General features: G+C 64.4%; 13 protein-coding genes. 5 read left to right on the forward strand and 8 right to left on the reverse strand.

The window, feature by feature from the left end:
* Positions 1 to 5: 5 nt before the first annotated feature.
* The gene (locus BN3266_RS00255; RefSeq protein ID WP_059002885.1) at positions 6 to 1,649 is read left to right on the forward strand and encodes an ABC transporter permease; all 1,644 of its coding nucleotides are present in this window, start codon (positions 6 to 8) and stop codon (positions 1,647 to 1,649) included.
* 156 nt (positions 1,650 to 1,805) lie between these two features.
* On the forward strand, positions 1,806 to 2,414 hold the full coding sequence (locus BN3266_RS00260) for a hypothetical protein (protein WP_059002887.1): 609 nt from the start codon (positions 1,806 to 1,808) through the stop codon (positions 2,412 to 2,414).
* A gap of 68 nt (positions 2,415 to 2,482) precedes the next feature.
* On the opposite strand, the gene BN3266_RS00265 is transcribed toward BN3266_RS00260, so the two are convergent.
* On the reverse strand, positions 2,483 to 3,769 hold the full coding sequence (locus tag BN3266_RS00265; protein WP_075109618.1) for an HlyC/CorC family transporter: 1,287 nt from the start codon (positions 3,767 to 3,769) through the stop codon (positions 2,483 to 2,485).
* 227 nt (positions 3,770 to 3,996) lie between these two features.
* On the opposite strand from BN3266_RS00265, the gene BN3266_RS00270 reads away from it, so the two are divergent.
* Complete coding sequence (locus tag BN3266_RS00270; RefSeq protein WP_059002891.1) at positions 3,997 to 5,199, forward strand: AI-2E family transporter; 1,203 nt, start codon at positions 3,997 to 3,999, stop codon at positions 5,197 to 5,199.
* Between the two features lie 61 nt (positions 5,200 to 5,260).
* On the opposite strand, the gene BN3266_RS00275 is transcribed toward BN3266_RS00270, so the two are convergent.
* The 5 genes from BN3266_RS00275 to BN3266_RS00295 form a co-directional block, all read right to left on the reverse strand.
* Positions 5,261 to 5,695 carry a PPC domain-containing DNA-binding protein gene (locus BN3266_RS00275; protein ID WP_059002893.1) on the reverse strand — a complete coding sequence of 145 codons (435 nt, stop codon included), beginning with the start codon at positions 5,693 to 5,695 and terminating at the stop codon, positions 5,261 to 5,263.
* Between the two features lie 40 nt (positions 5,696 to 5,735).
* Positions 5,736 to 6,572, reverse strand: a complete 837-nt coding sequence (locus BN3266_RS00280; RefSeq protein ID WP_059002896.1) for an MBL fold metallo-hydrolase — start codon at positions 6,570 to 6,572, stop codon at positions 5,736 to 5,738.
* A gap of 48 nt (positions 6,573 to 6,620) precedes the next feature.
* Positions 6,621 to 7,667, reverse strand: coding sequence for a TRM11 family SAM-dependent methyltransferase (locus tag BN3266_RS00285; RefSeq protein WP_059002898.1), 1,047 nt, complete (start codon positions 7,665 to 7,667; stop codon positions 6,621 to 6,623).
* Between the two features lie 171 nt (positions 7,668 to 7,838).
* A complete protein-coding gene (locus tag BN3266_RS00290) occupies positions 7,839 to 8,363 on the reverse strand; it encodes a peptidoglycan-binding domain-containing protein (RefSeq protein ID WP_052537685.1) in 525 nt (174 codons plus the stop codon).
* 60 nt (positions 8,364 to 8,423) lie between these two features.
* Entirely contained in the window at positions 8,424 to 10,466 is a 2,043-nt protein-coding gene (locus BN3266_RS00295) for a peptidoglycan-binding domain-containing protein (RefSeq protein WP_059002901.1), read from the reverse strand.
* A 214-nt stretch (positions 10,467 to 10,680) separates the two neighbouring features.
* Here BN3266_RS00295 and BN3266_RS00300 point away from each other — a divergent pair, with 214 nt between their 5' ends.
* Together BN3266_RS00300 and BN3266_RS00305 are read left to right on the forward strand one after the other, a co-directional pair.
* Positions 10,681 to 11,307 (forward strand): hypothetical protein, encoded by a 627-nt coding sequence (locus BN3266_RS00300; protein WP_059002903.1) that lies wholly within the window; start codon positions 10,681 to 10,683, stop codon positions 11,305 to 11,307.
* A 32-nt stretch (positions 11,308 to 11,339) separates the two neighbouring features.
* Positions 11,340 to 12,479, forward strand: a complete 1,140-nt coding sequence (locus BN3266_RS00305; RefSeq protein WP_059002905.1) for a hypothetical protein — start codon at positions 11,340 to 11,342, stop codon at positions 12,477 to 12,479.
* 69 nt (positions 12,480 to 12,548) lie between these two features.
* Here the strand turns inward: BN3266_RS00305 and BN3266_RS00310 are convergent, their stop codons facing one another.
* Together BN3266_RS00310 and BN3266_RS00315 are read right to left on the reverse strand one after the other, a co-directional pair.
* On the reverse strand, positions 12,549 to 13,148 hold the full coding sequence (locus tag BN3266_RS00310) for a TetR/AcrR family transcriptional regulator (RefSeq protein WP_059002907.1): 600 nt from the start codon (positions 13,146 to 13,148) through the stop codon (positions 12,549 to 12,551).
* Positions 13,145 to 16,903, reverse strand: coding sequence for an efflux RND transporter permease subunit (locus BN3266_RS00315; RefSeq protein WP_059002909.1), 3,759 nt, complete (start codon positions 16,901 to 16,903; stop codon positions 13,145 to 13,147). The genes BN3266_RS00310 and BN3266_RS00315 overlap by 4 nt, the downstream gene beginning before the upstream one ends.
* Positions 16,904 to 17,045 lie beyond the last annotated feature (142 nt).

Genomic DNA, 17,045 nt, shown 5'->3' on the forward strand with positions numbered 1-17,045 from the left:
GAGAGATGAAAAAGATAACGGCACTCGTCCGCAACGAGTTCATCAAAGAATTTTCCAAAAAGAGCCTGCTGGTGATCCTGGCCCTGGTGCTGGCGCTGGCGGCAGCCTTCCCCTTCCTCTCCAGCCGCAGCTGGGGCGGCGGGGACGACTCGGAATACCTGGAGCGGCAGTTGAGCTGGAACGAGGAGAGCATCGACACGGCCAAGAAGACCGGCGACAAGTCCATGCTCGCCTACTTTGAGGCCGAGCGGGACGCCCTGCTGATCCAAAAGGAGCTGGGGGTCACCCGCTACTCCGACTACCGGATGGACCTCATCAACCAGTACAGCGCCCTCCTGCAGAGCCAAAAGGCGGTGGAGATGGCCAGCCAGGGCTCCCTGGGAAGCGACAGCTACCTGCAACTGCCCCCCGAGGCAGCCGGACTGGACAGGGAGGGGCTCAAGGGCCTGGCCGGGCAGATGGGCGCCAAGGTGCAGCGGCTGCTCACCGTGCTGCGCAGCGGCGACCCCATGCAGGTGGCCGGCTACAACCTGGAAGCCCAGCAGGTCGCCCTCCAGAGCGATCTCGACCAGCAAAAAGCGGCCGAGGCGGCCGCCAAGGCAGACCCCAAAGACGAATTTCTGGCCCGCGAGGCGGAGGCGGCCAAAAAGACCGCCGAGATGCAGCGGGCCCGGGTCGCCCTCTACCAGTACCGGGTGGACCACAAGATCGGCTACGGCGAGGACGACTACCGCTCCGCCAGCTTGCAGCAGATGGAGCAAAACCTCTCTCTGCAGTACGAGATCCCCCTGGATGAACAGCAGTTCCTCTCCTCCCAAAAAGGCGGGCAGTTTGCCGCCAACATGAGCTATCAGCAGTACCTGGAGAACCTGGAGAAGGCCGCCCAGGAGTCCGCCGAGGAAAACCAGGTGCTCCAGTACGGGCTGGACAACGGGGTCCCGCCCCTCTACCAGTCGCAAAAGGACCCCCGCACCGCGGCCATGAACATCCTCAACCTGGGGATGCTGGTGTCCATCGTGGCGGTCATCCTGGGGGGCAGCTCCATCGCCCGGGAGTTCTCCTCCGGCTCCATCCGCCTGCTGCTGACCCGGCCGGTGCGCCGCTGGAAGGTCTACCTGGGCAAGTACCTGACCATGGTGCTGGTGAGCGCCGGCCTCTACCTGGCCATGTTCCTGGCCATGGTGCTCTCCTCCGGTCTCCAACTGGGCTTTGGGGGCTTTGCCTCCCCGGTGTTGGCCTTTGCCGGCGGCCGGGTGGTGAGCTACAACTTCTGGGCCTACTGCCTGCCGCGGATGGCCTACGCCTTCATCGGCATCCTCTTCACCGGGAGCCTGGCCTTCTGCCTGTCGGCCCTCACCCGCAACACCGCCGTGTCGGTGGCCCTGCCCATCGCCGCCAACATGGGGTACTCCCTGGTCTTTCAGCTCTGCCTGGCCCTGCGGCTCTACTTTGTGCGCTTCACCCCGGTGCCCTACATGGACATGGGCAGTTTGATGGGGCCAAACGCCGCCTACCAGAACAAGATGCTGCTGCAAAACTACGGGTTCCAACTGGATCCCCTCTACGGCGGGATCATGATGATGGCCTTTGTCGCCCTCTTCTACCTGCTGGGGCTGTGGGCCTTTGCCAAACGGGACGTGACCAACTGACCGGCGTATAAAAAAGGGGACCTGCCGAGTGCGGGTCCCCTTTCCCCGTCCCCCTAAAGAGACCCCCCTTCCCGCCGGGCGGGGGAAATGCTATACTGGTATTCTCCCGGCTGCGGCCGGGACCCGATTTTACCCCGCAAAAAGGAGCGAATGGCTTTGAAGAGATCACTGAACAGCCGGTTTTTGCCGCTGGCACTGGCGGCGGCGCTGGTCCTGGGGGCCTTTACCGGCTGCGGCAAGGGCGGAGAGCCCCCCGCCCTGGAGGGCACCCCGCCCCAAATCGAGCTGGACGGCTACACCCTGACACTCAGCCAGACCACCCTGCAAGAGGTGTTGGACGCCGGTTTTGAGAAGGTGGAGCGGCTGGGCTTTGAGGATGAGACCATCCCCCCCTACACCTTCAGCAGCGACCTGTACTACCTGGCCCGCGCCGGGGAGGACGGCCAGCTGGTGGAGTACGCCGGGTGGGGCCTCTGCAACACCACCGGCAGCACCCAGGCCACCGAGGCCTGCACCCTCTGCTCGGTCTACTGGCAGCTGGCGGTGGGCGGCGAACCGCTGCCCGGCAAACTGCTCATCAACGGGCTGGACTTTCAGGGCCTGGCCGCTGAGGACGTGCGCCAGACCCTCTCGGAGATGGAGGTGGTGCGGGACCAGGGCGGCTCCCTGGCCCTGCAGGACGGCAGCTTCACCTACCAGTTCTCCTTCGGGATGGACGGCAGCATCGAGAGCCTGGAGATCTACACCACCTACCCCACCCGCTGACAGGGGGCAAAAAAAGAGAGAGAGCCGGGGGCCGATTGGCCCCCGGCTCTCTTCCTTTTATTCGACCGCTACTCCTCTTCCCCCTCGGGGAGGGGGTTGACGTGAACGGTGATCTTGTTGATGCGCTGTTCGTCCAGCTGGGTGACGGTGACGTCGAGATTTTCAAAGGAGAACTGCTCCCCCTGTGTAGGGATGTGCTCCAACCGCTCCAGCACCCAACCGCTGACGCTGCCCGACTCAAAGTCGAAGCGGCTGCTGTCAAAGCCCAGTTTATCCAGCATGTCGTAGACGTTCAGGTCGCCGTCCACCTCGTAGGTGTGCTCCCCCAAGGGGATGACGGCATAGGTGATCTCCTCGTGCTCGTCCCAGATGTCGCCCACCAGCTCTTCCAGCAGGTCCTCGATGGTGACGATGCCCAGGGTGCCGCCGTACTGGTCGGTAACCACCGCCATGTGCAGCTTCTCCCGCTGCAGTTCGCCCAGTAGCACCGAAATCTTTTTGGTGGGGGGAACGTAGAGGGCCCGCTGCAGGATGTCGGCCACCTGGAAGCGCTGGCCCTTGACCAGGCGCATGATGAACTCCTGCTGGTTGAGGATGCCCACGATGTTGTCGATGTTCTTCTCGTACACCGGCAGGCGGGAGTACCGCTCGGCAAAGAAGAGGTCGCGGATGGACTCGATGCTGTCGCCCAGCTCCACCCCCACCACATCCACCCGGGGGGTGAGCACCTCGTTGACGCAGATCTCATCAAATTCCAAGGCGCTCTGCACCAGGTCGCTCTCCTGCTCCTCCAAAACCCCCTCGTCCTGGATCTCGTCGATGATGACCTTCAGCTCCTCCTCGGTCACCGAGGGTTGGCTGGCCGCCTCCCCCATGGGGCCGGCCAGCTTTTTGGATAGGGCCTTTTTCAGCTTGGCAAAGCACCAGACAAAGGGGGAAAAGACCTTCATCAGCACCGAGAGGGCGCTGGCGGAAAACATGGCGAAGCTCTCGGAGTACTCGTTGGCCACCGATTTGGGCATCACCTCGCCGAAGATGAGGACCACCACCGTCATCACCAGGGTGGAGACACCGGCGCCGCTGGGGCCCATCAGCCCGGTGAAGAGCAGGGTGCCGATGGAGGCCGCGGCGATGTTGACGATGTTGTTGCCGATGAGGATGGTGGAGATGGCGCTGTCAAACCGGTCGGCGATCTTCAGCGCCCGCGAGGCCTTTTTGTTCCCCTCTCTGGCGAGTTTTTTCAGGCGGATGCGGTTGACGGTGGAAAACGCGGTCTCCGAGGCGGAGAAGTAGGCCGACAGCGCCACCAGCGCCGCCAGCGAGATGATGTAGAGCCATATACTGCCCTCTTCCAAAATTGCACGCTCCTTTTCGCTTGCTGTCTGTGTATCGGTTTTGAGTTAGAGGTATCATATCAAAAATGAGGCCGGATGGCAAGGGCAGAGAGTGCACCCAAATAAAAGGCGGCGGCAATTCTTCATAAAAATGCGATGGTTTTTTGCCGCCCCATCCTTTATACTAAAAGAGACCTTCTTCCCCGGGCCCGCTGCCCGGGGAAATCCACGAGAAAGGCGGCCGACACATGAACAAAAAACGGGCCTATCACATCTTCTACCGGGCGCTGCCCAACATGTTGGTGGTGCTCTCCGGCGTGCTGCTCTTTGCCTTCTTTGCCAACTTCAAGGAGATCGCCTCCCTCTTTCGGGCGCTGATCTCCCTGATCTCCCCCTTCATCGCGGCCTTTGCCATCGCCTACATCGCCTCCTCCCCCCTCAATTTGATCGAGCGCCGCTGGCTGCAGAAGATCGAAAAGAAAAACGTCCGCCGGGCGGTGGCGGTGGCCATCGTCTACCTGCTGGGGCTGGCCCTGGTGACCCTCTTCATCTCCTTTATCATCCCCCAGATCGTGGAGAGCGTGCGCACCCTCATCAACCAGAGCGGCGACGGCCTCGCCGCCATCGAGACCTTTGTCCGCGACACCCTGGTGCGCTACGACATCGACCCCTCCAAAATCACCGACCTCTTTCAGTCCTGGGAGGGGCTCTGGTCCCAGGCGCTGGACTTCTTGAAGTCCACCCTCCCCCAGCTGTTGAGCGTCTCCATCTCCATCGGCAGCTTTGTCATCAACACCCTGGTGGCGGTGGTGGCCTCGGTCTACCTGCTCTTTTCAAAGGAGAAGTTCTGCTCCCAGACCAAGCGGGTGGTCTACTCCCTCTTCTCCCGCAAGCGCGCCGACCAGTTGGTCTATGTCACCGCCTTGAGCCACCGCACCTTCGGCGGCTTCCTCATCGGCAAGATCAACGACTCCCTCATCATCGGCCTCATCTGCTTTATTGGGACCTCTCTCCTTAAAATCCCCTTTGCCCCCCTGGTAAGCGTCATCGTCGGGGTCACCAACATCATCCCCTTCTTCGGGCCCTTTATCGGGGCGGTGCCCTCGGCCTTCATCATCCTCATTGCCGACCCCATCAAGTGCATCTGGTTCGTGATTTTCGTCATCGCCCTGCAGCAGTTTGACGGCAACTTCCTGGGGCCGAAGATCCTCGGCCAGTCCACCGGCCTCTCGGCCTTCTGGGTGATGGTGGCCATCGTCATCGGCGGCGGCCTGATGGGTCCCCTGGGGATGATCGTCGGGGTGCCCGCCTTTTCGGTCATCTACACCCTCTTCAAGGTCTTTATCCGCGGGCGGCTGCAGGAGAAGGGGATGCCCCTGGACCCCAACGACTACAAGGTCCCCGGCCCCATCGCCCCCCTCCCCCCGCAGGAGGACGAGGGCCCCGCCTAAAAATCCACAAAAAAGAGCGCCCGGCCCATCGGCCGCGGCGCTTTTTTAATGGGAGAGAGGGTCAATCCAAGTCGAACCGGGTCAGGTTGAGGCCGGTCTCCGGGTCGGCAAAGCGGCCGATGACCCCGGGCAGCTTGCGGACAAACAGTTCGCTGGTGGCGCTGATGACCGCCCGGTTCAGGTGGCCGCCCACCGCCTGTCCGCCCGCCTTGGCCAGGGTGATGTGGAGGTGGAGATAGGGCGCATCCGCCCCCTCCTGGCGGGAGATGTTGCCGATGAGGGCGGTGATCTCCATGTCCCCCTTCAACTCGGTGGGGTAGTACTTCTTCTCGGCAATGCTGTACAGGCCGACGGTGGCGTCATCGGCAGCCCCCAGCCCCTGGACGGTGCCGGCCCGGATCCCCTCTTTTTCGCAGAGTTCGGCGATGGACGCCACCACCTCTTCACCCCGCTCCAGGCGGACGGCATAGGTGTCTCCATACAGTTTGTAAATCACAGAAATTCCTCCTTTTTCAGCGCAGGGCGCGCATCTCTTCTCACAGGTCGAGCACCGAACCCGAGGCCAGGGCCCGGCTCTGGGGGCAGCCCGCGGCAAACCGGGCCAGCCCCTCCTCCCCGGTGCAGTGGCAGACCCCCACAAAGGAGATGCCGCTGGCGGCGAACCACTCGACCGTCTGCCGGGCCCGCTCCTCGTCGCAGGCCACCAGGTGGGTGCCCCCCACAAAGGCCCTGACCGGCTTGCCCAACCGGCGGCGGGCGCTCTCGCAGATGTTTACCGGCCCGCAGTGGCTGCAGCCAGAGAGGACCACCAGCCCCTCCCCGTCGTCTATGGCCAGGGCCATCTCCTCCCGGAAGTCGTCGGTGCGGTACTCCCCGCCGAGCATCATCAGGGCGGTGGGGTCGGGCTGCTCAAAGGGGCAGACCCGCTCGAACCCCGAGAGCAGGTAGATGGGCGCGCCCTCAAAGAGGGGGTGGAGCGCCCGGCTGACCATGGCGCAGGGGACCTTCTTCTCGTTGATCCACTCCTGCCCGAAGGCGTTGCCCACATAGTAGTAGGACACCTCCTGGTCCCAGTACTTGGGGGTGAAGAAGTAGCGGTGGATGTAGAGGGGCGCCTCGGGCGCCGGACAGTCCTCCCGCCAGGCCAAAAATCCCCGGGAGTGGTCAAAATGGGCGTGGCTGAGCACCACCGCCTCGGTCTGGGAGAGGTCCACCCCCATGGCGCGGGCGTTTTGCAGAAAGGCGCCGCTGTCCCCGGTGTCAAAGAGGATGCGGTGCCCTCCTGCCTCCACAAAGGCAGAAAAGCCGTTTTCGCACTGCAGCTGGGGGGACAGGGTTCGGTTTTCGATCAGGACGGACAATTTGACAGACACAGGCGTCTCCTCCTCTTGGGGGCGGGGCGGCCCCGCTCGGCCTCCCCCTCACCCCTCTTTGCGGGCCACCAGAGCATCCCGGCGGATGGCCTGGTCCACCCGGTGGCAGAAGCTGTCGTAGGGCGGGTCCCGCAGCACGGTGAACCCCGCGGCCTCCACCAACCCCTCCAGCTGCGGGCGGGGGAGGACAAAGGTGTTCCAGGACAGGGCCATTGCCCCGCCGGGCTTGAGCACTCGGCGCCAGCCGGGCAGGCAGGCCTGCAGCAGTTCGCTGGGGTTGCGGGTGGGGTTTCCCCGCCCCTGCGGGCGGCCGCCGGCCTGGTTGCCGTGGGCCACCCCGTAGGGCAGGTCGCCCACCAACAGGTGGAAGTGGTTTTTGGGGAAATAGCGGTCGGTGTAGGCCGAGTCCCCGGCAATCAGGGTCACCGAGCGGCGGGCGGCAGGGTCGCCGTACTCCTCCTTGTTGCGCGCCAGCTCAAATCGCTGGCGCTGGGCGGTAAAGGAGCGGTTCGGCCCGGAGAGGCGGTCTTTTTGCAGGGTGTGCTTGCAGCGGGCCTGTTCCAGGTACTTCTTCAGATAGCCGCCGCACTCCTGCACCGACTTGGGCGAGATCTCCACCCCGGCGGCGCTGTATCCCAGCCGCAGCGCCTCAAAGAGGGTGGTGCCCCGGCCCGCCACCGGGTCCAGCAGGGTCAGCCCCGCCTGCCCGGCAAAGGCGCTGGAACTGGCGGCCAGGTTGATGAGAAAGCGGGTAAAGAGCTCGTTTGTCTTGCCCGGGTACTTGAGGATGGTGCTGATCTCCTCCCCAAAATAGGGGGCGTACGGCCGGTCAAGGGCCCGCAGGGACCCGTTCTCGCCGGCAAAGACGGCATAGCAAAAGGAGAGGTCAAAGAGCCGCTCCAACTCCCCTTCCCCGAGGGGGTGCTCGCTCTCCAACACCAGGGCGGGGGCGCCCCCCAGCTCCTCCGGCTCGGGGGGGCTGCAGGGGCTGGCAAACGAGCGGACGGCAAGGGCCAGTTCCCCCAGGCAGAGGGCGGTGGACTCCTTTAAATAGACCCGGTTGTGGCCGGGGTTTCGCAGCAGGTGGTAGCGCATGGCGGTCTCCTTTTTGCCGGGCCGGGACGGCCCGCTTGTTTCGCCTTTCAGTATAGCACGTTTTTCCCCCCCTGTCATGGCCGGCGGCCGGGCGCAAAAGAGCCCCCGAGGGGCGGAAAACCGCAGCCTTGGGGGCTCACGCCCGCTTTTAGCGGCAGGCGAAGTGGCAATTTACAGGGTGTTGTAGATCTCGACGAGTTTGTTCCAGGTATCGCGGCCGACCGCGCCGTCGACGTTGAGGCCGAACTCCTGCTGGAAGATGCGCACCGAGTAGTCGGTGGTGGTGCCGAAGACCCCGTCTACCTGCTCGCGCTGGACGTTGGGGAACTTCTCGGCGATGTTGCTCAAATAGAGCTGGATGTCCCGCACCGGGCTGCCGGAACTGCCCTGGCGGTAGACGCTGCCGGGCCAGGGTTTGGCCACCGGGTGGACCGACTCGACGCAGAGCTTGCGGCAGAAGGCGAACCAGGTGGCAGCGCCCACCTTGCCGTCGGCAGCCAGGCCGACGGCCCGCTGGAAGGCGGCCACCGAGCGCTCGGTGGCGGAGCCGAAGACCCCGTCCACCGTCACTGCGGGGATGGTGGGAAGGCTGGTTTTGATGGCATTGAGGTAGTACTGGATATTGCTGACCACACTGCCGGAGGAGCCCATGCCGATCACATAGCCGGGATAGGGTTTGCAGACACAACTAGACATAGTCAATTCACCTCTGTTATATATTGAGAGCGCCCGCCGGCCCGAGGGCCGGGCAGGGTGCTACACGGTGGCGTAAACCTGGCACATGCGCGTCCAGGTGGCCTGGCCCACCGCCCCGTCGACGGTGAGGCCAAAGAGCTGCTGGAAGGTGCGCACCGACGCCTCGGTGGCGGCGCCGAAGATGCCGTCCACCGTCACGCGGCCCACCTGGGGGTAGTTGAGGGCGATGACGTTGAGCATAAACTGAATGTTGCGCACCGCATTGCCGGTGCTGCCCCTGCGGTAGACCCCGCCGGGATAGGGCGGGCAGGGCGGTTTGACTGGCAGGTTGCAAAACTGGTTGCAGACCTCCGCCCAGGTGGCGGGGCCGACGATGCCGTCCACGCTCAGGCCGAAGAGTTGCTGAAAGACCCGCACGGCCTGGGTGGTGCCGGAACCGAAGATGCCGTCCACCGCCAGCTGGGGGATCAGGGTGTTGACCACCCCGATGGCGTTGAGGTAGAACTGCAGGTCGCTGACGCTGGTGCCGGTGGAGCCCTGCCGCAGCGGGGTGCCGGGGTATGGCTTGCAGCCGCAGCCGCCGTTGGGCACGTCGGGCTCCACCTGTTTATAGATGTCGATCATCTGCTGCCAGGTGGCGTGGCCCACGATCCCGTCGGGGATGAGGCCGAAGTAGCTCTGGAAGGACTTCACCGCGTTTTTGGTGATGGGCCCGAAGACGCCGTCCATATCCACATCGGGGATCTCGGCAAAGAACTGAGAGGCCACCCGCAGCATATACTGCACGGCCTGCACGCCGACGCCGGTATCCCCCTCTTTGAGGACCGAGGCGGGCGGGGTGTCGGGCACATCCACATCTTCGCCCTCGCTGCCCAGTTCGGCCAGCTTCTTCACCGCCACGTAGATATAGGAGATCTCATACCAGGTTCCCTTGCCCACGATCCCGTCCTGGGTGAGCTTAAAGCTCTTTTGGAAGGCCTTGACCGCCGCCTCGGTGGAGGGGCCAAAGACCCCGTCCACCGGGTTGATCAGGGGAATGGAGGGGAAGTTGCGGCGGATGCGGTTGAGCTGGTTTTGGATGATGGCCACGTTGGTGCCGGTGGAGCCCACCCGCAGCGGGGTGCCGGGGTAGGACTGGGGGATGTCGCGGATGTTGTTGGACTCGTAAAGTGCCACCCCGCTGCCGTAGTAGTAGCGCAGGATCTGGATGGGGCTGTACCCCTGGTTGGCCAGGTTCACGGTGCCCCACTGCTTGAGGCCGGGGCAGTTGGTGACCTGTCGGCCGTCGCAGTACTCGGCGTAGAAGGGCTCTTCGCGGTTGTTTTTGCGGATGTAGACGTTGAAGATCTCATCCACGATTTTGCTGATGTTGTCGAAGATGTTGCGGTTTTTCACAAAGTACTGGTCGTACTGGGTGGAGTTGGTGATTTGGAAGTTGTAGCCCTTGCTGCGGTACCACTCGGTGTAGACCCGGTTGAGGGCCAGGGAGATCTGGCAGTAGATGTTGGCCCGAAGGGCGTTTTCCGGCCAGGTGGGGTAGATCTCGCTGGAGGCCACGTTTTTGATGTAGTACTTGAAGGGCACCGTCAGGTTTTCGGCTGAGGAGTTGTTGGGCCGGCCCAGGTGGACGGTGATGTTGGTGGGGATGACCGGCACCTGCAGGATGCGGTTTTCCACATTTTTCTCCGCCGGAGCGGTGGAGAAGCAGGGGCATTCACAGGTCAGGTGGTGCTGGGGGACGGTGCTCACCTGCCGGGGGCCGGTGTAGTTGTCGGTGGCGTCGGGGATCATCTCGATCACCTGCACGGCCAGGGTGTCGGCGAAAATCTGGATGTCCCGCACCTCGGCGGGGACATAGCCCTCCTTGCGAAACTGCACGTCGTAGACCTCGTAGGGAAAGCCCTCGTAGCCGGGGTCGAGGGAGAGGGCCTTGTCGGGCGCCTCCAGGTCGATGGCAGGGGTGTTTCCGTCCTCGTCGGTGATCAGTGTCTGGTCGTAGACCACCTGTCCCTCGGACACCTTGGTGATCACCACCTGGACGGCCTCCACCGGCAGCGCCTGCTGCGCCGTTGAGACGGAAAAGCTCAGTTGTCCAGTAGCCAAATGGGGTTCCTCCTTTTGCGGTGGAAGTTTGGGGAGCGGGCGCGCGGCCTGCGCCGGTTTCACACGCACACCAGCTTATTCCCCCGCCCCGCGAAAGGTGTCTGCCGTCCCCCCTCCAAAAAACGCCTTTGCGCTGGGGCGGAAAACACAGTATAATAGGGGGAAACAAGCGCGCAGCCAGACAGGGCGGCGGAGAAACGGAGAGGATACGGCCATGATTGTATTGGAACGCACTGCGGTGATGAACTGGGAAAACGCCATGCGGGGCGCCCGCAACCCCATGAACAGCTGGGCGCGCGGCGACAGCAGCTACGGCGAGGACGGGAGCTACCAGCTGGGGGAGAACGACCTCTCCCTGGCGCTGCGGCTCTGCCGCTCGGGCAGCGACCACCGCAAGTTTATCCGCCAAATTTTTGTCTCGGTGGACATCACCGCCCCCCTCTACTGGTGGAAGGAGTTCGACACCTACAAGGTGGGCACGGTGGCCAACTCCACCTCCACCATGCACAAGATCCACGCCAAGCCCTTTTCGCGGGAGGATTTCAGCTGCGACCGGATGGACGAGCGCACCCTGTCCTGCCTGGACGGGGTCATTGTCCTGCTGGAACAGCTGCGGCAGGACTATCTGGCGGACAAGGACAAGACCTGCTGGTACTCGATGATCCAGCTGCTGCCCGAGAGCTACAACCAGCTGCGCACCGTGACCCTCAACTACGAAAATCTGGTGGGGATGTACTTTGCCCGCCGGACCCACAAGCTGGACGAGTGGCATGTCCTCTGCGACTGGGTCAAGACCCTGCCCTATATGGTCGACATCCTGCGGGTCATCGAAGAGGGGTAAAAATACCGCCTGACAGAGGGAGGAGAGAGTCCGTGAATCATCTGCAAAAAGCGGTGCGGGCGACCGCCCTCCTGGCAGCGGCGGTCCTCGCCTTGACCGGTTGCGGGGCCAAGGGAGAGAGGCCGTTCGAGGGCGAAGGGGAGAACGTCGCCACACCCCCTGCCTTCGCCGCGCCGTACCCCTACTGCGACGACAAGTACCAAAATCGGCTGGCCGTCTCCGGCGAGGACGGGACTGTCTACTTTCAGGGGCGGCAGGCCGTCTACCGCGCCGACAGCGACGGGTCTGTCGCCCCTCTAGTGACAGAGGACGACCCCATCCGCAACCTCCACCTCTACTGCGGCGCCCTCTATTACGATGTCATTCACGGCACAGACCCCTTTTCCTACACCCGCTCCTCCTATCGGTTCGACCTGCAGTCCGGCCAAAAGGACGAACTGCCGTTCACGGTAGAGCTCTGCCGGCTGATAGGCACCACCCTCTACACCCTGCAACCCGACGACGGGCGGGACTTTGGCTCGGGCGAACACCTGGAAAAATACGACCTCTCCGACCCCGCGACTGGCCCGGTGCCCCTGCCGGTGGAAGAGGACGAGCTGCCGCCCCTTGGCGGCCTCTCCGCCCTGCCCCAACCCTTTCAGCGGGGGGAAGGCATCTACTTCACCGTCAAATCCAATGAGGAGGACGCAAAGCACCCCTCCCTCGAGGTGTACCTACAGCGGCTCGGCGATGCCGAAAGCCGCATCCTTGCCGCCTCCATTGCCGATTCCCGCGCGGTGACCGGCACCCCGCTGGTCACCCATCGCGGCTGCGTCTACATCCGCCAGCTCCACTCCGGGCCGGAAGAGGGAGCAGCCGAGGGCGGCCTCTGTCTCGCCCCCTTTGACGGTCAGCCGGAGCAGGTCCTGCACACCTTTGCAGGGGGAAGCAGTGTCACCCCCCTCAACTGGGACGAACACTGGGTCTACCTGGAGGTCTCCGGCCACCTGGCCCGCCTCTCTTTCGACGGCGCCCAGTGGCAGGAGTATGAGGAGATCGCCCTGTCCGTCCACTCCCCGGCCGTCAGCATTGCCGGCGGTTGGGGGTACTGCTTCGACACGGCTGCCGGGGCCTATATCCGCTTCTCTCTAGACGACCCCCGCGTTCGGCAGGCAGAGCCCTTTGCCCCCTAAACACCCTCTCACAGCGCAAAAGATCCGGGAGCCCCCTTTGCGGGGCTCCCGGATCTTTCTGTTTGCTTTTTAGGAGAGGGCCTTCACCAGCAGGCGGCAGACCTCCTCCACCGCCTCGTCCAGCGGCTGGCCCCCCTGCATGCAGGGGGCGCAGTCGAGCTGTTGGAAGCCCATGGTGGCGCTGGTGAATACCCGCCAGACATAGGTCTGATCGGTGGGCTGGGGGAAGAGGCCCTCCTCGGCCCCCAGGCAGGCCAGCTGCCAGGCCAGTTCCTCCACCTGGGCGCGGCGGGCCTGCATCTCGCTGGAAAAGGCCTGGGCCATCCCCTTCCAGTCGGGGACGCCGCCGTAGAGGAGGAGCAGTTGAAAGGGCCCCATGGACTGGCGGGCCCCCTCTCCCAGCCGGGTGAGGGCGGCCCGGCACTTATTCAAAAAGCCCTCGGCCCCCTCCACCGCCGCCAGCACCTCGTCCATCTGGCGGAAGAGGTCGTAGAGGACGGTGTGGGAGATGATCTCCTCCTTGGAGGAGAAGTAGTTGTAGAGGGTGCCCTTGCCCAGACCGGCCGCCCGGGCGATGTCGTCGGCCTTGAGGGCCCGCAGGTCGGCCCCCTGTAAGGCCAATTTGCGCACCCCCTCGAAGATGGCGATCTCCTTTTCGCTGTAGGTCACAGCTCTACCTCCTCCCCGCCGGCGGGCATCCGCTCGCCGCCCTTTTTGCGGCGGTGGAACAGGTCATAGAGGATGGGCACCACAAAGAGGGTCAGCAGGGTGGCATAGGCCAGACCGCCGATGGTGACCACCGCCATGGGCTGGAGCATATCGGCTCCGGAGCCGATTCCCAAAGCCAGGGTGCCCAGCCCCAAGATGGTGGTGAGGGCGGTCATGAGGATGGGGCGGACGCGGGTGACGCCGGTCTCCACCAGGGCCTGGCGCAGAGGGGTGCCCTCCAGCCGAAGCTGGTTGACGTAGTCGACAAAGACGATGCCGTTGTTGACCACCACCCCGCAGAGGACCAAAAAGCCCAGCATGGAGATGACGCTGATCTCCATCCCGCAGAGCCAGAGGGCCAGCAGGCCGCCAGTAAAGGCCAGGGGGATGGTGAACATGACGATGAAGGGAGAGAGCAGCGACTGGAACTGGGCCACCATGATGCCGTAGATCAGCACGATGGCGAGCCCCACCATCTTCAGCAGCTCGACAAGGGTGGAGTTGATGGTTTCGGTCTGTCCCACCAATTCCACCGTGTAGCCGGCAGGGGGCTGGTAGCTGTCCAACTTGGACTGCAGCTCCCGGCTCACCAGGCCGATGTTGTGCTCGGCGTCGATCTGGGCGCTGACCGAGAGGGTGCGCACCTGCCCGTCGTGGCGGATGGAGGAGAGCCCCTCCTCCTGGCTGATTTGGGCGATGTCCGAGAGGGGGATGGTGGTCTCCTCCCCGTCCTTGGTGGCGGTGAGCAGGTGGTCGCCCAAGGTGGCCCGGCTGAGGGCCGCCTCCGGGTCCTTGACCACCACGACGGGGTAGTCGCCGTCCTCCAGGGAGAGGGTGGTGGCGGTGGTCTCAGACTGGATGGCCGCGGCCACCTCCTGGTAGACCTGGGCCACCGTGAGGCCGTAGCCCATGGCCTTGTTCTTGTCCACGCTCACCCGCAGTTCATAGGCCGGGTCCTCCGAGCCGTCCTCCACGTCCTGGGTGCCCTCGGTCCCCTCCATCAGGGCGGCCACCTCCTGGCCCACCCGGCGCAGGGTGTCCAGGTCGTCGCCCTGGATCTGCACCGTGAGGCCCGAGCCGCCCATGGAGGACATATCCCCCATGGAGCTCTGGGCGGTGACCTCGCAGGGGAGGTCTTCGGTGGCGTCTTTGATCTGCTGGGCAATGTGGCTGCTGTCCGGCCGTTTCCCCTCGGAGAGGATGACGTACATGCTGACACTGCCGCTGCCGCCGGAACTCATCATCCCGCCGCCCTCCATGGCGCCCACCGTCTCCACCCCGGGCAGATCGCCGACGATGGCGGCCACCCGGTCGCCCATGGCGCGGGTCTCGGCGGTGGTGGTCTCGGGGGGCATCTCCACCGTGACGCTGATTTGGTTGGTGTCGCTCTCGGGGATAAAGGCGGTGCCCATCTGGGTGGCGCCGATGCCGCTGACCACCAGCAGCGCCACCACCCCGCAGAGGACTGCCGCCCGGTGGGAGAGGGCTTTGTCCAGCAGCCGGGCGTACCAGTTCACAAACCGGTCAAAGAGCCGGTGCTTGGTCTGGTCGGGTCTGCGCAACAACTTGGAGGAGAGGGCCGGCACCAGCGTCAGGGCCACGATCAGGCTGGCCACCAGGGAATAGGCGATGGTGAGGCCCATGTCGGTAAACAGCTCCCGGGAGATGCCCTGGGTAAAGACGATGGGCAGGAAGACGCAGACGGTGGTCAGGGTGGAGGCGGCAATGGCCCCCGCCACCTGGGCCGCGCCCCGCACAGCCGCCTGGGCCGCGCTCATCCCCTCGCCCCGCAGGCGGTAGATGTTCTCGATGACCACGATGCTGTTGTCCACCAGCATCCCCACCCCCAGGGCCAGACCGGCCAGGGAGATGATGTTGAGGGTGACGCCCGAGAAGTACATCAGCGCCACCGCAAAGAGCAGGCTGATGGGGATGCTGGCGGCAATGGCCAGGGTCGGGCGGTAGTTGCGCAGGAAGAGGAGGATGATGAGGATGGCCAGCGCCCCGCCCATGAGCAGGTTTTGCAACACCGACTGCACCACAATGTCGATGTAGACCCCCTGGTCGTTGAGGGCGGTCAGGTGCAGGCCGCTGTGCTCCTCCTGCAGTTGGGCCATGGCCGCGCGGATGTCGGCAGACACCTGGGAGGTGGAGGCGGTGCTCTGCTTTTGGAAGGTGAGGAGGATGCCGTCGTTGCCGTTGATTTTGGCATACATCTCGTCCCGGTTGTCGGCAAAGGTCACCTCGGCCACGTCCGACAGCTTGATGGTGCCGATGCCCTCCAGATCAATGGTGAAGAGTTCCAGCCCCGCCAGCTCCTCCACACTGGAGAAGGTATCGCCCACCTTGACGGCGTACTTCTCCCCCTTTTCGGTGAGGGAGCCGGCGGGCATGGAGAAGTTCTCCGCCGCCAAGATCCCCTGAATGGTCTGGGGGGTCAGTTTGCCGCTGAGACCGGCGGTCTGGTAGGCGGCCTTTTCCGCCTCCTCAAACTGGGTGCGGCCCTGGCTCAACTGCTGCGCAGTGGCGTCCAACTTCCCCTGGGCCTGGGCGATCTTCTGGGCAAAGAGCATCTTCCCCGCCTCCAGCTGGCTTTCGGCCGGGGCCAGGGCTTCCAACTTGTCGGCCAGGGGGCCACGCTGGGCCTCCATCTGCCGCAGGCCGCTGTCGGCGGCGGCGATCCCCTCGTCCAACTTGGTCACCGCCTCGCCCAACAGCTGGGCCAGCTGCCCGCTCTGCTGGCCCAGAGCGGCCAACAGGGCCTGCGCCTCCTGCTGGGTGAGAACGCCGGCGTCCTGCAGCCGCTGCACCAGGGCGGTCAGGGTCGCCTCCGCCTCCGGGCCCGCCTGCTGCCCCCCGTCGAGGAAGGCCTGCAGGCTCTGCCGCAGGGTGGAGAGCTGCTCCCTCTGGGCCTTGGTCTGGGCGATGGTGGTGTCCAGATAGGTCAGCCCCTGGGTCAGCTGGGCCTTGCCGTCGGAGAGCTGGGCGGCGCTGTCGGCCAACTGCTTGGCCTGGGCTTCACTCTCGCTGTCCAGTTTTTCCTGGGCGGCCTTGATTTGGGCCTCCCCCTGGTCCAGCTGGGCCTTGGTCTGGGCCAACTTGGCGTCGATCTGGGCGAGCATCTTGTCGTTGAGGGCGTCGATCTTCTGCTGGTCGAGGGTGACCTGGATCTCCTTTTCCAGCACGCCGGTGGCGCTGACCGAGGCCACCCCGTCCACCCGCTCCATCGCCGGGAGAACGGTCTCGTTCACCAGTTGGGAGAGGGCCTCGGCGTCCTGCCCGTCGGCGTCCACTGCAGCGATCATCACCGGCAGCATGTCGGGGTTGATTTTCATCAGGGTGGGGGTGCTCACCCCGTCGGCCAGCTGACCCTTGACCAGGTCCACCTTGCCACTGAGGTCGATCATGGCGCTGTCCATGTTGGTGCCGTCGGCAAACTGCAGGATCACCATGCTGGTGTTCTCGCTGGAGATGCTCTGCACCTCTTTGATGCCGCTGGTGGTGGAGAGCCCCTTCTCCAGGGGCTTGGTCACCGCCTGCTCCACCTTCTCCGGGCTGGCCCCGGGGTAGGCGGTGATCACCGCCACGTAGGGCAGGTCCAGGCTGGGAAGCAGGTCGGTCTGCATGTTGGTGAAGGAGATGACCCCCATCAACATCACCAAAATGACCGCCACAAAGACAGTCAGCGGTTTTTTGACACTGAATTTGGAAAGCATACGCGCGCTCCTTTCGGACTGTGGCGCTCTGCCGCAGGGGCGGGGGTCCGGCGCAAACTTGCAGGGGGCGCGCCGGGCAAAGGCCCCAGGGGCAGAACAGGTGACTGACCGGTCAGTCACCTGTCTATTGTACGAGTCTCCC

This window comes from Bittarella massiliensis (ex Durand et al. 2017) (genome assembly GCF_001486165.1).
Lineage (GTDB): Bacteria > Bacillota > Clostridia > Oscillospirales > Ruminococcaceae > Bittarella > Bittarella massiliensis.